16 protein-coding genes are annotated in these 16,003 nt (G+C 68.2%); 3 read left to right on the top strand and 13 right to left on the bottom strand.

The window, feature by feature from the left end; all coding sequences use genetic code 11:
* From FK256_RS01620 to FK256_RS01575, 10 genes are all read right to left on the bottom strand, one after another.
* Positions 1-1,287 (bottom strand): adenylosuccinate synthase, encoded by a 1,287-nt coding sequence (locus FK256_RS01620; protein WP_141423441.1) that lies wholly within the window; start codon positions 1,285-1,287, stop codon positions 1-3.
* Positions 1,288-1,404: 117 nt separating this feature from the next.
* Positions 1,405-2,061, bottom strand: coding sequence for a MusI family membrane protein (locus tag FK256_RS01615; RefSeq protein WP_021606819.1), 657 nt, complete (start codon positions 2,059-2,061; stop codon positions 1,405-1,407).
* A 114-nt stretch (positions 2,062-2,175) separates the two neighbouring features.
* Positions 2,176-3,081 carry a carbohydrate ABC transporter permease gene (locus FK256_RS01610; protein ID WP_141423440.1) on the bottom strand — a complete coding sequence of 302 codons (906 nt, stop codon included), beginning with the start codon at positions 3,079-3,081 and terminating at the stop codon, positions 2,176-2,178.
* On the bottom strand, positions 3,078-3,923 hold the full coding sequence (locus FK256_RS01605; RefSeq protein ID WP_141423439.1) for a carbohydrate ABC transporter permease: 846 nt from the start codon (positions 3,921-3,923) through the stop codon (positions 3,078-3,080). The genes FK256_RS01610 and FK256_RS01605 overlap by 4 nt, the downstream gene beginning before the upstream one ends.
* 192 nt (positions 3,924-4,115) lie before the next feature.
* Positions 4,116-5,459, bottom strand: a complete 1,344-nt coding sequence (locus FK256_RS01600) for an ABC transporter substrate-binding protein (RefSeq protein WP_141423438.1) — start codon at positions 5,457-5,459, stop codon at positions 4,116-4,118.
* A 414-nt stretch (positions 5,460-5,873) separates the two neighbouring features.
* Positions 5,874-6,923 carry a class II fructose-bisphosphate aldolase gene (gene fbaA / locus FK256_RS01595; protein WP_021606816.1) on the bottom strand — a complete coding sequence of 350 codons (1,050 nt, stop codon included), beginning with the start codon at positions 6,921-6,923 and terminating at the stop codon, positions 5,874-5,876.
* A gap of 164 nt (positions 6,924-7,087) precedes the next feature.
* Positions 7,088-7,843 carry a TrmH family RNA methyltransferase gene (locus FK256_RS01590; RefSeq protein WP_141423437.1) on the bottom strand — a complete coding sequence of 252 codons (756 nt, stop codon included), beginning with the start codon at positions 7,841-7,843 and terminating at the stop codon, positions 7,088-7,090.
* Positions 7,844-7,896: 53 nt separating this feature from the next.
* Complete coding sequence (pyrE, locus tag FK256_RS01585; protein ID WP_009234390.1) at positions 7,897-8,466, bottom strand: orotate phosphoribosyltransferase; 570 nt, start codon at positions 8,464-8,466, stop codon at positions 7,897-7,899.
* Between the two features lie 122 nt (positions 8,467-8,588).
* A complete protein-coding gene (tpx, locus tag FK256_RS01580; RefSeq protein WP_021606810.1) occupies positions 8,589-9,086 on the bottom strand; it encodes a thiol peroxidase in 498 nt (165 codons plus the stop codon).
* An 81-nt stretch (positions 9,087-9,167) separates the two neighbouring features.
* A complete protein-coding gene (locus tag FK256_RS01575) occupies positions 9,168-9,944 on the bottom strand; it encodes an SDR family NAD(P)-dependent oxidoreductase (RefSeq protein ID WP_021606809.1) in 777 nt (258 codons plus the stop codon).
* Positions 9,945-10,013: 69 nt separating this feature from the next.
* Between FK256_RS01575 and FK256_RS01570 the strand changes: the two genes are divergently transcribed.
* Both FK256_RS01570 and FK256_RS01565 read left to right on the top strand, forming a co-directional pair.
* A complete protein-coding gene (locus tag FK256_RS01570) occupies positions 10,014-10,841 on the top strand; it encodes an exodeoxyribonuclease III (RefSeq protein ID WP_141423624.1) in 828 nt (275 codons plus the stop codon).
* Positions 10,842-11,191: 350 nt separating this feature from the next.
* Entirely contained in the window at positions 11,192-11,911 is a 720-nt protein-coding gene (locus tag FK256_RS01565; protein ID WP_009234399.1) for an NPCBM/NEW2 domain-containing protein, read from the top strand.
* Positions 11,912-11,960: 49 nt separating this feature from the next.
* Here the strand turns inward: FK256_RS01565 and FK256_RS01560 are convergent, their stop codons facing one another.
* On the bottom strand, positions 11,961-12,812 hold the full coding sequence (locus tag FK256_RS01560) for a serine hydrolase domain-containing protein (protein ID WP_141423436.1): 852 nt from the start codon (positions 12,810-12,812) through the stop codon (positions 11,961-11,963).
* 195 nt (positions 12,813-13,007) lie between these two features.
* Here FK256_RS01560 and FK256_RS01555 point away from each other — a divergent pair, with 195 nt between their 5' ends.
* The gene (locus tag FK256_RS01555; protein WP_141423435.1) at positions 13,008-13,808 is read left to right on the top strand and encodes a 3'-5' exonuclease; all 801 of its coding nucleotides are present in this window, start codon (positions 13,008-13,010) and stop codon (positions 13,806-13,808) included.
* A gap of 324 nt (positions 13,809-14,132) precedes the next feature.
* On the opposite strand, the gene FK256_RS01545 is transcribed toward FK256_RS01555, so the two are convergent.
* Both FK256_RS01545 and dcd read right to left on the bottom strand, forming a co-directional pair.
* Complete coding sequence (locus tag FK256_RS01545) at positions 14,133-15,260, bottom strand: hypothetical protein (RefSeq protein WP_021608216.1); 1,128 nt, start codon at positions 15,258-15,260, stop codon at positions 14,133-14,135.
* Positions 15,257-15,892, bottom strand: coding sequence for a dCTP deaminase (dcd, locus tag FK256_RS01540; protein ID WP_021606802.1), 636 nt, complete (start codon positions 15,890-15,892; stop codon positions 15,257-15,259). Before dcd ends, FK256_RS01545 begins: the two co-directional genes overlap by 4 nt.
* Positions 15,893-16,003: the final 111 nt, after the last annotated feature.

The raw sequence follows: 16,003 nt of genomic DNA, 5'->3' as shown, positions 1-16,003 counted from the left end.
TCAGCCTATGAGGGAGTGACGCGAGATCGTGGCCTCGCGGCCCGGCCCGACACCGATCGCGGAGATGCGGCAGCGGGCCAGCTCCTCGATGCGCAGCACGTAGTCCTGGGCCGCCTGGGGCAGGTCGGCGAAGCGGCGCACCTTGCTGATGTCCTCACTCCAGCCGGGCAGCTCCTCGTAGACGGGGACGGCGTGGTGGAAGTCGGACTGGGTAAGCGGCATCTCCTGGGTGACGGTGCCGTCGATGTCGTAGGCGACGCACACGGGGATGGTCTCGTGCCCGGTGAGGACGTCGAGCTTGGTCATAACCAGGTCGGTGAGCCCGTTGACGCGGGCCGCGTAGCGGGTGACGACGGCGTCGTGCCAGCCGCAGCGGCGCGGCCGACCGGTGGTGACGCCGTACTCGCGGCCCTCGGAGCGCAGGCGCTCGCCCACGTCGTCGTGCAGCTCGGTGGGGAAGGGGCCCTCCCCCACGCGGGTGGTGTAGGCCTTGACGACGCCGACGACCGAGTCGATCCGGGTGGGGCCCACCCCGGTGCCGGTGCAGGCACCGCCGGCGGTGGGGTTGGAGGAGGTGACGAAGGGGTAGGTGCCGTGGTCGATGTCGAGCATCGTGGCCTGGCCGGCCTCGAACAGGACGGTCTTGCCCTGGTCGAGGGCGCTGTTGAGGACCAGGGAGCAGTCGACGACCATGGGGCGGACCCGCTCGGCGTAGGAGAGCAGCTCGTCGGCGACGGCGTCGGCGTCGATGGCGGCCCGGTTGAAGACCTTCAGGAAGAGGCTGTTCTTCTGGTCCAAGGCGGAGCGGACCTTTTGACGCAGGATCGACTCGTCGAAGAGGTCCTGGACGCGGATGCCCACGCGGTTCATCTTGTCCGCGTAAGTGGGACCGATCCCGCGGCCGGTGGTGCCCAGCTGGCGCGAGCCGAGGAAGCGCTCGGTGGTGCGGTCCAGGATCCGGTTGTAGGAGGGAATGATGTGGGCATTGGCGCTGATGAGGAGGCTGGAGGCATCCTTACCACGGGAGGCGATCTCGGCGATCTCGCTGAAGAGGACCTCCAGATCGACGACGACGCCGTTGCCGATGATGGGGGTCACCCCGGGGGTCAGCACGCCGGCCGGCAGGAGGTGGAAGGCAAATTTCTCCCCGTCGATGACCACCGTGTGGCCGGCGTTGTTCCCGCCGTTGAACTTGACGACGTAGTCGACGTCCTGACCGAGCTGGTCAGTCGCCTTGCCCTTTCCCTCGTCCCCCCACTGGGTCCCGACGACGACAACGGCTGGCATGGCTGCTCCCTGGCTTCGGCGACGGCGTGCCGGCGGGCACGCCACCCTTTAGCCTACCGGAGCCGGGCGTGCCACATCACGCCGCAACCGTCTCCCGGCCGTTCCAGGCGACGCCGGTCAGGATGACTGCTGGGCGCAAGCCGTGAGCTTCACGACCGTGGGGCGCTGAAGCAGCGCGATGAGATAGATCTGGAAGGCCGGGCCGATGAGGACCATGAACCAGATGACTGCGCCTCTCATGGCCGGCAGCGCCCAGAAGACGATCACCGGTGCCGCCGCGATGACCAGCGCGAGCGCCGTGATCCCGAGACGCCCTACGGCCAGCCGCACGGCGTTGGACAGGTGCCGGGTGATCGGCGCGTCGAAGAAGGCCGCCAGCGCCGGCAGCCAGATGAGGATCGCGGCCAGGAGTACTCCCCCGGCCGGCACCAGTCCGGACACCGCGCCGTTCACGGTACCGTGCCGGTCTCCCGAAGAGGAGCCGAAAAGGACCAGGTACTCCCAAACGCCCAGCACCAGCAGCCCGAGCACAGGCAGCCACCAGGCCAGGGACTGACGCAGGTTGAGACGGAAGGAGCGCCACCAGGTGGCGACGACGGCCGGGTCGTCGTCGGCCGCCATCTCACCGGCCACGCGGGCGCAGGCAGTCAGGGAAGCGCCGGCCGTCACCACCGGCAGGCAACCGGCCAGGGTCAGGGCGTTGAGGATGACGACGTCGGCCGCTGCGGACCAGGCCCGGTAGGCCGGGCTGTCGGGGCCGGGGAACAGCGCCACGGGTTCTCCTTCGTGCAGGGCTCGTGCGGTAGCGGGTGGGAGTGATACGGGTGGTTCCCGACGCCCGCGGCGGGGCGTCGGGAACCACCCGAGTCGGGAGTTGTCCTCAAGGCATCAGCCCTTGACCGCTCCGGCGGCCACGCCCTCGATGATGTGCTTCTGCCCGAAGAGGTAGAAGGCCACGATCGGGACGATGGCGAAGACCAGCATGGCCATCTGGGCGCCCATGTCGCGGTTCCCGTTGGAGCCGACGAGCGACTGGATGACGATCGGGATCGTCTTGTAGCGCTCGTCCTGGCCGATGACGAGGTTGGGCAGGAGGAAGTCGTTCCACACCCACATGGCGTTGAGGATCGCCACGGTGACCGCCGTCGGCCTGAGCAGTGGCATGACCACCTTGAAGTAGGTCTGCAGCGGGGAGCAGCCGTCCATGTAGGCGGCCTCCTCGATCTCCATGGGGATCGACTTGATGAAGCCGGCGAACAGGAAGACCGACAGTCCGCCCCCGAAGCCGAGGTAGAGGACGATCATGCCCCAGGGCGTGGCCAGGCCGAGCATGTCGGCCACCTTGACGGTGGGGAACATGACCATCTGGAAGGGAGCGATCATGGAGAAGGCGAAGGCGTAGTAGATCGCCGAGGTCCACCACGTCTTGATGCGGGTGATGTAGTAGGCGGTCATCGCTGTCAGGAAGACGATGACGACGACGGAGCCCACCGTGATGAACAGCGACCATCCCATGGCGCTGGCGAACCCGGACAGGGCCAGGCCGGTGGCGTAGTTGTCCAGGCCGGCGAAAGTCTTGGGGGTCGGCAGGGCAAAGGGGCTGTCGGAGATGTAGAACTTGCCCTTGAAGGAGTTGATGAGGATGAAGGCCAGGGGGATGACCCACACGAGGGCTAGGATCCCCAGCACTCCCACAAGCGCGTTCTGGCCGGGCGTGTGCCGGGCGGTCTTCCGGCCCGCCTTGCGGGCCGGGGCTGCGGATCCGGGGACTTGAGTCTGGACGGCGGTGCTCACGCGTCGACCTCCTTGGAACGAGTGGCGCGCAGCTGGATGAGCGCGATGGCGGCGACGATGAGGAAGAAGATGACGGCCTCGGCCTGGGCGACGCCCTCCTGGCCGATCTTCTTGTACATCGTGTTGACGATGCTGAGTGCGGCCATCTGGGTCTGCTTGGCCGGGGCCCCGTTGGTCAGGGCGAGGTTCTGGTCGTACATCTTGAAGGTGTTGGCCAGAGTGAGGAACAGGCAGATGGTGATCGAGGGCATGATCATCGGCAGTGTCACGTTGCGCAGTGTCTGCCACCGACTGGCGCCGTCGATCTGGGAGGCCTCGATGAGCTCAGGCGGCACGTTCTGCAGACCGGCGATGTAGATGACCATCATGTAGCCCATGAGCTGCCAGTTGACAAGCAAGACCAGGCCGGCCAGGCCCAGTCGCCAGTCATTGACGATGGTCTGCCCCCAGCGCTGAAGGATCGCGTTGAGCATGACCTGCCAGGTGTAGCCCAGGACGATGCCGCCGATGAGGTTGGGCATGAAGAAGACGGCGCGGAAGAAGTTGGTGCCGCGCAGCTTGCGGGTCAGGAAGTAGGCCAGGGCGAAGGCGCCCAGGTTCACTGTGACGATTGAGATGATCGATACGAGAGCGGTGAATCCCAGAGCCGGAAGGAAATGGCTCTTCTCACTGAAGGCCCTGGCGTAGTTGTCAACGCCCACGAACCGCGCATTGGTCAGGGTGCTGAACTTGGTGAAGGAGAGATAGAGCCCCATAAAGAAGGGAACGATGAACGCGATCATGAAGGCCAACAGGGTCGGCCCCGCGAATACTGGGAAGAACTTTTTCAGTGCCTTGGTCATATCTGCCTCGAGGTGCGACCGGTACCCGCCGGGACGGCCAGGTACCAGAGGGCTCCCGCCGGGGCGGCGACACACGAACCGATCGGCTCAGACGCGCCGCCCCGGGCAGGAGGGGGGATGGGGAGATGAGTCGCCGTCGCGCCGTCGTCGACGAACTCGGGCGGGCTGACGGACTAGGGCGACTCGACGGCGTCAGCCCTCCTTGGCCGACTTCTTCTCGGAGGCCCAGTCGGTCACGAAGAAGTCCTTGACCTTCGCCCAGTCCGAGCTGCCGGAGGCGTACTGGGCCAGGTGCTGGCCAAGCTGGTCCTTGAAGTCCTGGCTCGGGAAGGTCGGGAAGACCCACTTGACGGGGGTGAGGTCCTTGTTGGCGATGGCCTCGGCGACTTCCTTGCCCAGCGGGTCGGAGGGGGCCAGCTCGGCGTAGGCCTTGTAGGGCGCGATGTTGCTGAGCTTCTCGGCGGCGAGCTTGGAGCCCTCGGCGTCGGTGAACAGCCAGGTGAGGAAGTCCTTGGTGGCCTTCTGGGCGTCATCGGAGGCCTGGGAGTTGATCGTCAGGTAGTTCTCGGTTCCGATGGCGATGTTGCTCTTGTCCTCGCCGGACACGCCGACGTAGATCGGCAGGAAGTGGACGTCCTCGGCCTTGACCGTGTTGCCGGAGACCTCGGAGATCTGCGACCAGCCCCAGTTCCCGTTCTGGACCATGGCGGCCTTGCCCAGGGCGAAGTCGGCCATGGAGTCGGTGACCGTCTTGGCGCTGGCCTCGGTGGGGGCGATCGTGGAGTTGTTGAGGTAGAGGTCGAAGATCTGTTTGTAGTTGTCCGAGTAGGTCAGTTTAAGCTCGGTGAGGTCGTCGACCTTGGCGTCGCGATACTCGTAGTAGACGGGGTAGTTGGCCAGGTGGGTCTGCCAGCGCCAGTCCTCACCGGGGGACAGGGAGGTCGCAGCGAAGACGCCCTCGATGCCGAGGTCGGCCTTCTTGGCCTGCATGTCCTCGACGACCTCCTTGAGCTTGTCGAAACCCTTGATCTGATCGACGGCGGTGGCCTTGGCGCCCTCCATGGCGAAGTACTTGTTGAGAATGGCGGCGTTGTAGATGATGCCATAGCCCTCGATGGCCAGCGGCACCCCTACGACCTTGCCCTCGTCGCCCTTGAGAGCCAGGGACTCATCCGTCATCTGCTTGGTGAAGTCGGCGTCGGACAGGTCGGAGGCGTACTCCTTCCAGTTCCCGTAGCCCACGGGGCCGTTGAGGTTGAACAGGGTGGGCGGGTTGGACTTGGCGACCTCGGACTTCAAGGTCTGCTCGTAGGTTCCGGAGGCGGCGGTGACGACCTTGACGGCCACGCCGGTCTTCTTCGTGTAGACAGCCGCGATGTCCTTGAAGGCCTGCTCCGACTCGGGCTTGAAGTTGAGGAAGTAGACGCCTCCATCACCGTCGGAGCCGGACGAGCTCTTTGAGCAGGCCGCCAGGGTCGCGGCGACGGCGATCACGGCGGTTCCGCCCAGCATGGAGCGGCGGGAGATGAGTCGCATTGGAGGTCCTCCTTTGGACGCATGGGACAGGTGCGGACGAGGCGTCCGCGAGGTGCGACTGCCGTGTCACCGGCGGTGGGTCCGTCGGCTTCGCGGCGACGACCAATCATGGCACATTTCAGCCCCCATTGCTGCAAGGTTTGCAATCAGTGACCTGGGTCTCCTTCTACGACAATCAACCTTTAGTCTGTTTTCCCTGCTATTCCGGGAGTCTTGCACCCCATTTCGCACACACTCCCATCTCCGCCCTGCTTTGCAAGAATGTAACCGACCGGGTATTTCCCTATCTCGAGGGCTCTTTTCCACCCGCTCGCGCAGACGCGACGTGGCCCCGGCACCTCGATGGTGCCGGGGCCACGACAGCGGACTGCTGCTCAGCCGTTCAACCGCTCGCCCCCTGAACGGGGCGAGGGCTCACTTGCGGGCGGAGCCGACGGAGCCGAGGCGCTCGCAGGCCTCGACGACGCGGGCGGCCATGCCCTCCTCGGCGGCCTTGCCCCAGGCGCGCGGGTCGTACTGCTTCTTGTTGCCGACCTCGCCGTCGATCTTGAGGACGCCCTCGTAGTTGGTGTACATCCAGCCGGCGACCGGGCGGGTGTAGGCGTACTGGGTGTCGGTGTCGACGTTCATCTTGATGACGCCGTTACGCACCGCGGTGGCGATCTCCTCGTCGGTGGAGCCGGAGCCGCCGTGCATAACCAGGTCGAAGGGCGAGTTCTTGTCGCCGACCTTGGAGGACAGGCGGTCGCCGAGGCGCTTGGCCACATCGTCCTGAATCTCGCCGAGGATCTCCGGGCGGAGCTTGACGTGGCCGGGCTTGTAGGAGCCGTGCACGTTACCGAAGGTCAGGGCGGTGATGTAACGGCCGTTCTCGCCCAGGCCGAGGGCCTCGATGGCCTTCCAGGCGTCGTCGGCGGTGGTGTAGAGGTTGGCGTTCTCCTCGCCCTTGATACCGTCCTCCTCGCCGCCCACGGCGCCGATCTCGATCTCGAGGATGACGTTGGCGGCCTTGGAGCGCTTGAGCATGTCGACAGCGATCTCGATGTTGTCGTCGAGGGCCTCGGCGGAGCCGTCCCACATGTGGGAGTTGAACATCGGCAGCTCACCGTTCTTGACCTGCTCGGCCTCGATCTCCATGAGCGGGTGGATCCAGTCGGCCAGGAGCTTCTTGGGGCAGTGGTCGGTGTGCAGACCGATGGTGACGGGGTAGAGGTCGCCCACGGCGCGGGCGTAGGCGGTGAAGGCGATCGAGCCCTTGACGCGGTCGAGGCGCGAGGACCCGGACCAGTAGGCGGCACCACCGTTGGAGATCTGGACGATGCCGTCGGACTCGGCGTCGGCGAAGCCCTTGAGGGCGGCGGACAGAGTCTGGGACGAGGTGACGTTGATCGCGGGGATGGCGTACTTGCCGGCCTTCGCGCGGTCAAGCATGTCGGCGTAGGACTCCGGGGTTGCAATGGCCACTGGGTGCCTCCTGATTTCTGTATGAGTCAGTGGTGCGAGGCCGATTGTTCCACGAATTCGGACCCACGTGAACCGGATCATGGTCCCGGACAGGGCCGGGCCGCTTGGAGGCGGTGCCGGCGCCGGAGCCCCGGCCACCCATGGAAGAGGCTCGCAACTGAGGCTCAGTCCGGGGCGGGGCCCGCGTGCTGGAGGATCCAGGTGTGCATGGCAACGGCAGCTGCGGCAGCCACGTTGATGGAGCGGGTGGAGCCGTACTGGCCGATACGCAGCAGGCGGGAGCAGCCGGCGCTCAGCTCGGAGCTGATGCCCTCGCCCTCGGAGCCGAAGACCATGAGGCAGCGCTCGGGAAGCACGGCGGTCTCCAGGGGCCGCGCCCCAGGGCCGTTGTCGATACCAATGACTTCATAGCCCTCAGCGGCCGCCCAGGAGAGCAACTCGCCGGGCTCGGGGTGGTGGCGCACGTCCAGGTAGCGGTTGGTGACCATGGCGCCGCGCTTGTTCCAGCGGCGTCGGCCGATGATGTGGACTCCGGCGACGTTGAAGGCGTTGGCACTGCGCACGATCGAGCCGATATTGAGGTCCTGGCTGACGTTCTCGATGGCGATGTGCAGCCGGTGGGCGCGGGCGGCCAGGTCGGCGCGGATCGCCGCGATGGTCCAGTAGCGGTAGCGGTCGACGACGTTGCGCCGGTCGCCTCCCGCGAGCAGCTCGCGGTCGTAGCGGGGGTCAGCGGGCCAGGCCTCGGGGCCGCCGGGCCAGGGGCCGACGCCGATCTGGCGGACATCGGCCGGCCGGTCCTCTTCCGGACTCGGTGCGGAAGCCCCGGGGGCCGCCGAGCGTTCAGGGGAAGGTGCCGCAGCCCGAGCGGGCGCCACGGGCCGGTGCTCCCCCTCAGGCAGGTCGACGGGCTGATCCATGCGATCAGAGTCCTCGCCCCGGCGGGCGGATGCCGGCGGGCGCCGTCGGATGCTCACTCCAGGCCGAGGTCGGCCAGGCCAAGCGCCGCGTAGTAGGGCAGGCCGGCGGCCTCGATGCGTTCGCGCGCGCCAGTGGCCCGGTCGACGATGACGGCTACGGCGCGCACATCGGCGCCCGCCTCGCGCAGGGCCTCGACAGCCTCCAGCGGGGAGCCGCCGGTGGTGGAGGTGTCCTCCAAGACCACCACGGAGCGCCCGGCGACGTCGGGGCCCTCGATGCGACGGCGCATGCCGTGGTCCTTGGCGGCCTTGCGCACGACGAAGGCGTCCAGGTCCAGGCCGCGCGAGGCGGCGGCGTGCAGCATGGCGGCGGCCACGGGGTCGGCCCCCATGGTCAGACCGCCGACGGCGTCGATGTCGTCGGTGCCCAGGCCCGCCTCCTCCAGCATGTCGAGCATGACGTGGCCGATGAGGGGGGCGGCCTCGTGATGGAGCGTGGCGCGGCGCATGTCCACGTAGAAATCGGACTCGAGGCCAGAGGCGAGGGTGACCTTGCCTCGGACGACGGACAGCTCGTTGACGAGCTCGGCCAGACGGGCGATGTGGGAATCGTTGGTGCTCACGACTCCGATGGTAGTGGGCACGAGGACTCGCGCGCCGGGTGGACACCCGCTGAGATGAAGAGCCCGCCCTCATCCGCGCTCTGCGGAGGGGCGGGCTCTGGGTGGCTCTCGATGCGAGAAGGTCAGGACAGGGCAGCCACAGCGGCGTCGTAGTCGGGCTCCTGGCCGACCTCAGGGACCTGCTCGGTGTAGATGACCGTGCCGGACTCGTCGAGGACCACGACGGCGCGCGACAGCAGGCCGGCCAGCGGGCCGTCGACCAGGGTGGCGCCGTAGTCGGCACCGAAAGAGGAGCGGAAGGTCGAGCCGGTCACCACGTTGGTGAGGCCCTCGGCGCCGCAGAAGCGGGAGCCGGCGAAGGGCAGGTCGGCGGAGACGCAGACCACGGTCGTGTTGTCCAGCTCGGAGGCGAGCTTGTTGAACTGCCGCACGGAGGCGGCGCACACCCCGGTGTCCACCGAGGGGAAGATGTTGAGGACCACGCGGCGGCCGGCCAGGGACTGACTGGTCACCGGGGCGAGATCGGCGCCCACGAGCTCGAAGGCGGGCGCGGTCGAGCCCACAGCGGGCAGCTCGCCGACGGTGCTGACGGGGTCTCCGTGGAAGGTAATGGAAGCCATGGTGCGATCGTTGCAGGTCGCGGCCCTCCTGACCAGCGGAGGCCCTCAGCCCTGGGCGATTCTCCGGAAAGCTCGCCGACTCTACTGAGCGTCCCGGCCGGAACGCTCAAGGTCACCGGCCATTCGGCGCACGAGCCAGCGGGGTGCCAGTCGCAGTATGGCGTTGGCACTGCGGTAGCGCAGGCTCGGGGTACAGATGACCTGGCCGCGGCGCACCGCAGTGAGTCCGTCACTGACCACGCGCTCGGCGTCCAGCCACAGCAAGTCCTTCCACTGGGTCTCATCGATGCCGGCCGCCGCGTGGAAGCCGGTGTGGACCAGCCCCGGACACAGCGCCGTGGCGGTCACGCCGGTGCCTGCGAGCTCGACGGCCAGCCCCTCGGTGAACCGGAGCACCCAGGCTTTGTGGGCCGAGTAGGTACCTACGACATTGTGCGCAGCAACGGAGGAGACGTTGAGGATGGCGCCGCGTCCGCGCCGCACCATGGCGTCGGCCGCCGCGTGGGAGGCCACCATGACCGCCCGGACCATGACGTCGAGGGCCTGCTCCTCGCGGGCCAGGTCTCCCCCGACGAAGCGCTGCCCCAGTCCGAAGCCGGCGTTGTTGACCAGGAGCCCTACGGGTTTGCTTGGCTCGCGCAGACGCTCGGCGACGAGCTCGAGCTCATCGCGCTCGGACAGGTCGGCCTGCAGGACCTCCACCTGGACGCCGGCGAACTGCCGCATCTCCTCAGCCACCTGCCGCAGGCGCTCGGGGGTGCGCGCAACGAGGACGAGGTCATGACGCGCCTGAGCCAGCTGCCAGGCGAACTCAAGGCCGAGGCCGCTCGTGGCCCCGGTGACAAGCGCTGTTCCCATGACGGCAGATTAAGGATGCTTACTGAGTGATCAATGGGAACCCGCCCTGCCGCCGGTTACCCTGCTGCCATGCGTCTGGCCACCTGGAACGTCAACTCCATCCGCACCCGCGTCGACCGCGTCCTGGCCTTCCTGGAGCGCGAGAACATCGACGCCCTGGCGATGCAGGAGATCAAGTGCCGCCCCGACCAGTTCCCGGTCGAGCCCTTCGAGGCTGCCGGCTATGAGTTGGCCATCCACGGCCTCAACCAGTGGAACGGGGTGGCGATCGCCTCGCGCGTGGGACTCGATGACATCGATACCTCCTTCCCGGGCCAGCCCGGCTGGGCGGCCAAGCCCGGGAGCGAACCGGTCGTCGAGGCCCGGGCACTCGGGGCGACGGTGGGTGCGGCGTCGGATGCGACGCCGGTGCGGCTGTGGAGCCTGTACGTGCCCAACGGCCGCGAACTCACCCACCCGCACTACACCTACAAGCTCGACTGGCTGCGGATCCTGCGCGAGGACGTCGCCTCCTGGCTGGAGGCCGAACCCGACCTGCCGCTGGCGCTCGTGGGCGATTGGAACGTAGCGCCGAGGGACGAGGACGTGTGGGACATGAGCGTCTTCGAGGGGGCCACCCACGTCTCGGCGCCGGAGCGGGAGGCCTTCGCCGCCTTCGCCGAGGCGGGCATGCACGAGGTCACTCGTGAGCGGGTCGCCAACTACACCTACTGGGACTATCAGAAGCTGCGCTTTCCGAGGAACGAGGGCATGCGCATCGACTTCGTCTACGCCTCGCCGGCCCTGGCGAGCCGGGTCACCGGCGCGGCTATCGACCGCGATGAGCGCAAGGGCAAGGGCGCCTCCGACCACGTCCCCGTCATCGTCGAGGTCGAGGGCGCCGACGGGCACCGCTGACGGCGCGGTCTCATCGGCGAGGCCTCAGCAATCCTCCTATGGATGTGGACGTCTCGCGAAGAACGGCGCATGCATCGTCGTATCACTCAACGCGGAGAGCCGCGTAGGGCCCGACCGCATAAGACTGAAGCCCCGCAGAGGCCGTACGACCTGCCGACGAAACCTCGAGGACAACCCAAAGAAACGGAGGAACACTCTACTGCGCCCGCATTCGTGAACAACAGCAACGACGAACGGGGGTCTGAAAACATATTCCCTCAATCGGTCAAAATAGGATCGCCCCACTTCGTCGCAGTATTCAGTTTCCAGAATCATCGAGACCCGTCTACTGATATCGCTATTCTGGCGTCATGAGTTCTTCGAAACCATCTCCCGCGCGTCGAATCGCCATCGCCCTTCTTCCCATCACCGCCCTGTCCCTGACCGCCTGCGGCAGCCTGCCGTTCTCCTCCTCATCCCCCTCCTCCTCGGCTCCGGCGACGACTGCAGCCGCCTCCCCGTCGGCCACTCCCAGCGCCACCGCATCAGCGTCGGCATCGGCGTCGGCCTCCGCCACGGCCAGCGCCACCGATACGGCCTCCGCCACCGCTTCAGGCGACCCCTCGGCCTCGGCGAGCTCCGGAACGAACGGCCTCACCCCGGAGAACACCAAGGGACGAGAGCTCAGGCTCTCGGACTTTCAGCAGCCGTCGTCGGCGAGCAGCTGGAACGAGAAGCAGTACGACGTCGCCTCATCCACCGGCGTCATGGGGATCGGCACCGACCTCGACTGGCAGCACAATGGCGAGATCGAGCTGCGCCTGGCCAATAAATTCCAGAAGGTCACGTTCAACGCCGGTCAGGCCAATGACTCCAAGAGCTCCGACCTCACCGTCAAGGTCCAGATCTTCGCCGACGGCAAGGAGATCGACACGGTCAATGTTCCCTTCAACGACGCGCACGCCTTCGACGTCGATGTCGCGAACGTCAACGCCCTGAAGATCACTCTCACGCCCCTGGACCGGATGCAGCTCATGCCGTCCATGGGTCTGCACACCACCGGCGTCATCTTCAACGTCAAGGCCGAGTGATGCACAGGCGGCCGTAACCGGCGCGCCTTCCCTACATGACCTACACGGCCTACATGGCCAGGATCTGGTCGCCCAGCACGGGCCACATCCTGCGGTGAACCGTCCCGAAAGGCTCGGCTCCCAGGAAAACGGCCTGGCGCTCGGCGACCGGATCCACCCATATGAAGGAGCCGGACTGGCCGAAGTGTCCGAAGGTCGACGGACTGTTATCCGCTCCGGTCCAGTGCGGGGATTTGGCTCCGCGCACCTCCACCCCCAGGCCGAAGGGGTTGGGGGCCTGGCGCCCGTAGCCCGGCAGGACGCCGTCGAGACTGGGCAGGACCGGTGCGCAGGCTCGCTCCGCGAGTGCGGGCGAGACGAGCCTCGGCGCGGCCAGTTCGCGGGCGAACAGCGATAGGTCGCGGGCGCAGCCCTCCCCGGAGTGAGCGGGCGAGCCCGGGATGAGGACACTGGCCATTCCCAGGGGCTCGAGCACCGTGGTCTCCACCCAGGTCTCCAGGGGCGTACCGGTGGCCTCCTGGAGCCTGTCCCCCAGGATCTCGATACCGCGGTTGGAGTAGATGCGGCGCGTGCCCGGGGCGGCCAGGCGCTCGTCGGAGTCGGGTGCGATCCCCGAGGAGTGGGACAACAGGTGGGCAATGGTCGCCCCGTCGGGAGCGGGGGCGCCTGCGGGGGCGTCCAGGTTCAGCAGGCCCCGGTCGACGGCGACCAGCGCGGACCAGGCCACGATCGGCTTGGTGACCGAGGCGAAGGGGAAGACCTCGTCGACGTCCCCGGCCTCGATAAGCACTCCGCCGTCGGCCGCGGGGGCGCCGGTGACCACGAGCGCGGTCGGGAAGGGAAAGGCGGAAAGGGCCGGCAGGGTGACGGCATCCGCCTGAGAGGTGTCCGGGGTCGTCATCACTCCTCCTTGCCGGGATCGTGCCTCAACGCGGGAGGTCGCACCCCGCGCGCTCGTACCCTACGCCCCCAGGACTGCCCGCTACGCTGTCTTGTTGGCGGTACCGGGCGGCCTAGGGCAGGGCACCCGGGGCTCACGGACACCCCGGCGCCATAAGTCTGCGAATCGCACCCGCTCGCGAGAGGATCGGGGACGATGCCCTTCTACCACCGCCCTCCCGCCGACCGCGGCCCGCTGCGCCCCCGTTCCCCCGTCGCTCCCGGCCAGGCGGCGCCCGCTCCCACCCCCGCCGAGCGGGCCGAGGCCGCCGGCGTCGGCTACGCCGTGGTCGATCTAGAGACCACGGGCCTGTCCCCCACGACCGACTCGATCCTGGAGATCGCGCTCGTGCTCACCGACGCCGCCGGGCAGGTCGAGCGCAGCTGGTCCACCCTCATCGATCCCGGTGCGGGGGTGGACGTCGGCCCCACCCACATTCACGGCCTCGTCGCCGAGGAGCTCATCGGGGCGCCCGGCCTCGACGACGTCGCCGACCTGCTCGTGGCCGACCTGGCTGGGCGGGCGGTCGTGGCCCACAACGCCCGCTTCGACGTCGGCTTCCTCACCCAGGCTCTGGGGAAGCGGGGGCTGCTGGACCGCGGCGCGCGGGTGCCGCGGGTGTGCACGATGGAATGGGCGCGCTATTTCATGACGACGCCGTCGCGTCGACTGACCACCTGCTGCGAGGTGGCGGGGGTGGAGATCGGCCGTCACCACAACGCGCTGGACGACGCCCTAGCCGCAGCCGGACTCCTGCGCCACTACCTGTCGGTGGGGGCGCAGCGGGGCGAGGAGCCGGTGGCCTGGGTGCGGGCCCTGATCGAGGCCCGGCGCTTCACCGGCTGGCACTGGGACGCCCGGCGGGCGCAGACCGGCGCTGAGCGGCTGACGGCCCGTACCACACCCGGCACCGAGCGGGCCCGGCCCGAACCCGAGTCTTCGGGGTCACGTCAGTAGGCGCCCGGACTGCGAATGATGGTTGAGCTATAGGTCTTGTTCCAATCCTGCAGCCCGGGACGAGCCGTCGTGCCACGCTGGCCCGCTCGGAACAAGGACCAGCAGACCAGGCGTGGTCGCGCTGCGCCAGCCCTGATCGGGGACGTACTTTTCCCACGAGGACTGCGTTTTCCTGCAGACAACTGGAGTACGGCCTCAGTCGTCTGCGGGAGAAGTACGTTCCGGACGGAAAACGCAGTTCCCAATCCGCTTGGTCGGCCCCCCCCACGACGACGTCCATTCCACGGGCCGTGCGGCGCCCGCACCGCTTCCTGGCGAGACCTCTCAGGCCTCCTGGGCTTCCTCGCCCAGGGAGACGAGGAAGCCGTCGTCGTCCACGGCCACCCCGGAGACGGCGGAGACCAGGACGGTGGCGAGTTCCTCGACCAGGTCCCGGGCCGTCTGACGCTCGCGGCGCCGGGAGCGGGAGACCACCTCGGAATAGGCGTCGGCCTGATCCTTGGGGATCCAGCGCAGGTCGTAGGACAGGACCGCCCCGCGCGCCCACGGCTCGCCGCGCACGGCCAGCGGCAGCCCGTCGGTGGCTCCGGCGCGCACCTCGATGCGTCCCCAGCCCTCGTGCTCGGGATCGACCGGTGTCACGACCGCGTAGCCGTCACGCAGTTCCTCGATGACGTTGCCGGTGGCGGCGGCGACGATCTCCTGGCGCATCATGTCCTGGCGAACCTTCTCCGATCCACGCCAGGCCTTCTCGAAGACCTCCGGGCCGATGCGCTCGACGAGCTGCTCCAGCTGCTCCGGATCGATGGCGTCCAGTCCGACGGCGCCCCTGGGCTGGACAGCCTCCAGGGCGGTGGTGAGATCGGGGGCCACGGGCCGCAGGACGGCCACCAGGTCCTCCGGGCCGAGCCATACCGGTGCGTAGACCGTCAAGGAGGCGGAGACCTCGGGGCTGGGCTCGAACAGGACCGGGGCCTCCCCGTCCCCTCCGGGGATGAGCCGCAGCGCACCGGCCAGGCGCCGGGCGATGGCGCGCAGGCGCGTGAGGGCCACCAGTTCCGCTCCCGTGGGCTGCCCCTTAGGGAAGGCGTCCGAGAGCGGGTCCAGGCCGGCCAGCTCCGGCGGCAGGGCGCCGGCACGGATGCGGGGGCAGTCCAGGATCATCAGCTGCGTGGTCCACTCCGGTGCCCCGATGAGGCCCCGCATCTCGGCGTCGACCTGCCAGGGCCCCAGTAGGGATGCCCCCGGGAAGAGTTGCAGGCTGGAGACCCCCACCCAGCCGGCCTGGAGGTCCTGGGACAGGGCCAGGGCCTCGACCTCATCGGGGGCGACGTCGTCGGCCAGGAGCAGGACGTGGTTGGTGTCCAGCAAGCCGACCGGAAGCATGGAGGAGGCCGTGAAGGTGCCGGTGTCGGCGGGCAGTGAGACGGCGAGGTCGGTCGAGTCGCTCATACGTGCTTCTCCTGGGGGGCGGGGCCGGTGCCGTCGGCGGGGATCGTCGGGGCATCGGGGATACGGGTGCGGTGGAAGGACTGGTGGGAGCGTGAGGCCGTCGGTCCGCGCTGCCCCTGGTAGCGCGAGCCGGTGGCGCCCGAGCCGTAGGGGGCCTGGGCGGGGCTGGACAGGCGGAAGAAGCACAGCTGCCCCACCTTCATACCCGGCCAGAGCTTGATGGGCATGGTGGCCGTGTTGGACAGCTCCAAGGTGACGTGCCCGGTGAAGCCGGGGTCGATGAATCCGGCGGTGGAGTGGGTCAGCAGTCCCAGGCGCCCCAGGCTCGACTTGCCCTCCAGACGGGCTGCGACGTCGTCGGGCAGGGTGATGCGCTCGTAGGAGGCGCCCAGGACGAACTCGCCGGGGTGCAGGACGAAGGGATCGTCGGCCCCGACGTCGATCAGGTGAGTGAGTCCCTCCTGATCGGCGGCCGGATCGATGACCGGGTAGCGGTGGTTGTCGAAGAGCCGGAACCAGCGGTCCAGGCGCACGTCGATCGAGGCCGGCTGAATCATCTCGGGGTCGTAGGGGTCCAGGACAACCCGGCCCGCGTCGAGCTCGGTGCGGATATCGCGGTCTGAGAGCAGCACGGGCCCGATTGTGCCAGGTTAGCAGGGCGAAAGAGCAACTGGCGGAGAGTCACATGCCCTCGAGCCGTCCAGGCACCGAGCGGCGGCGGGCCGGATCCGAGTGGGCAGACG

It is taken from the genome of Actinomyces johnsonii (genome assembly GCF_006546835.1).
GTDB classification, from domain to species: Bacteria; Actinomycetota; Actinomycetes; order Actinomycetales; family Actinomycetaceae; genus Actinomyces; species Actinomyces johnsonii.
This window is presented reverse-complemented; position numbering and strand designations above follow the sequence as displayed.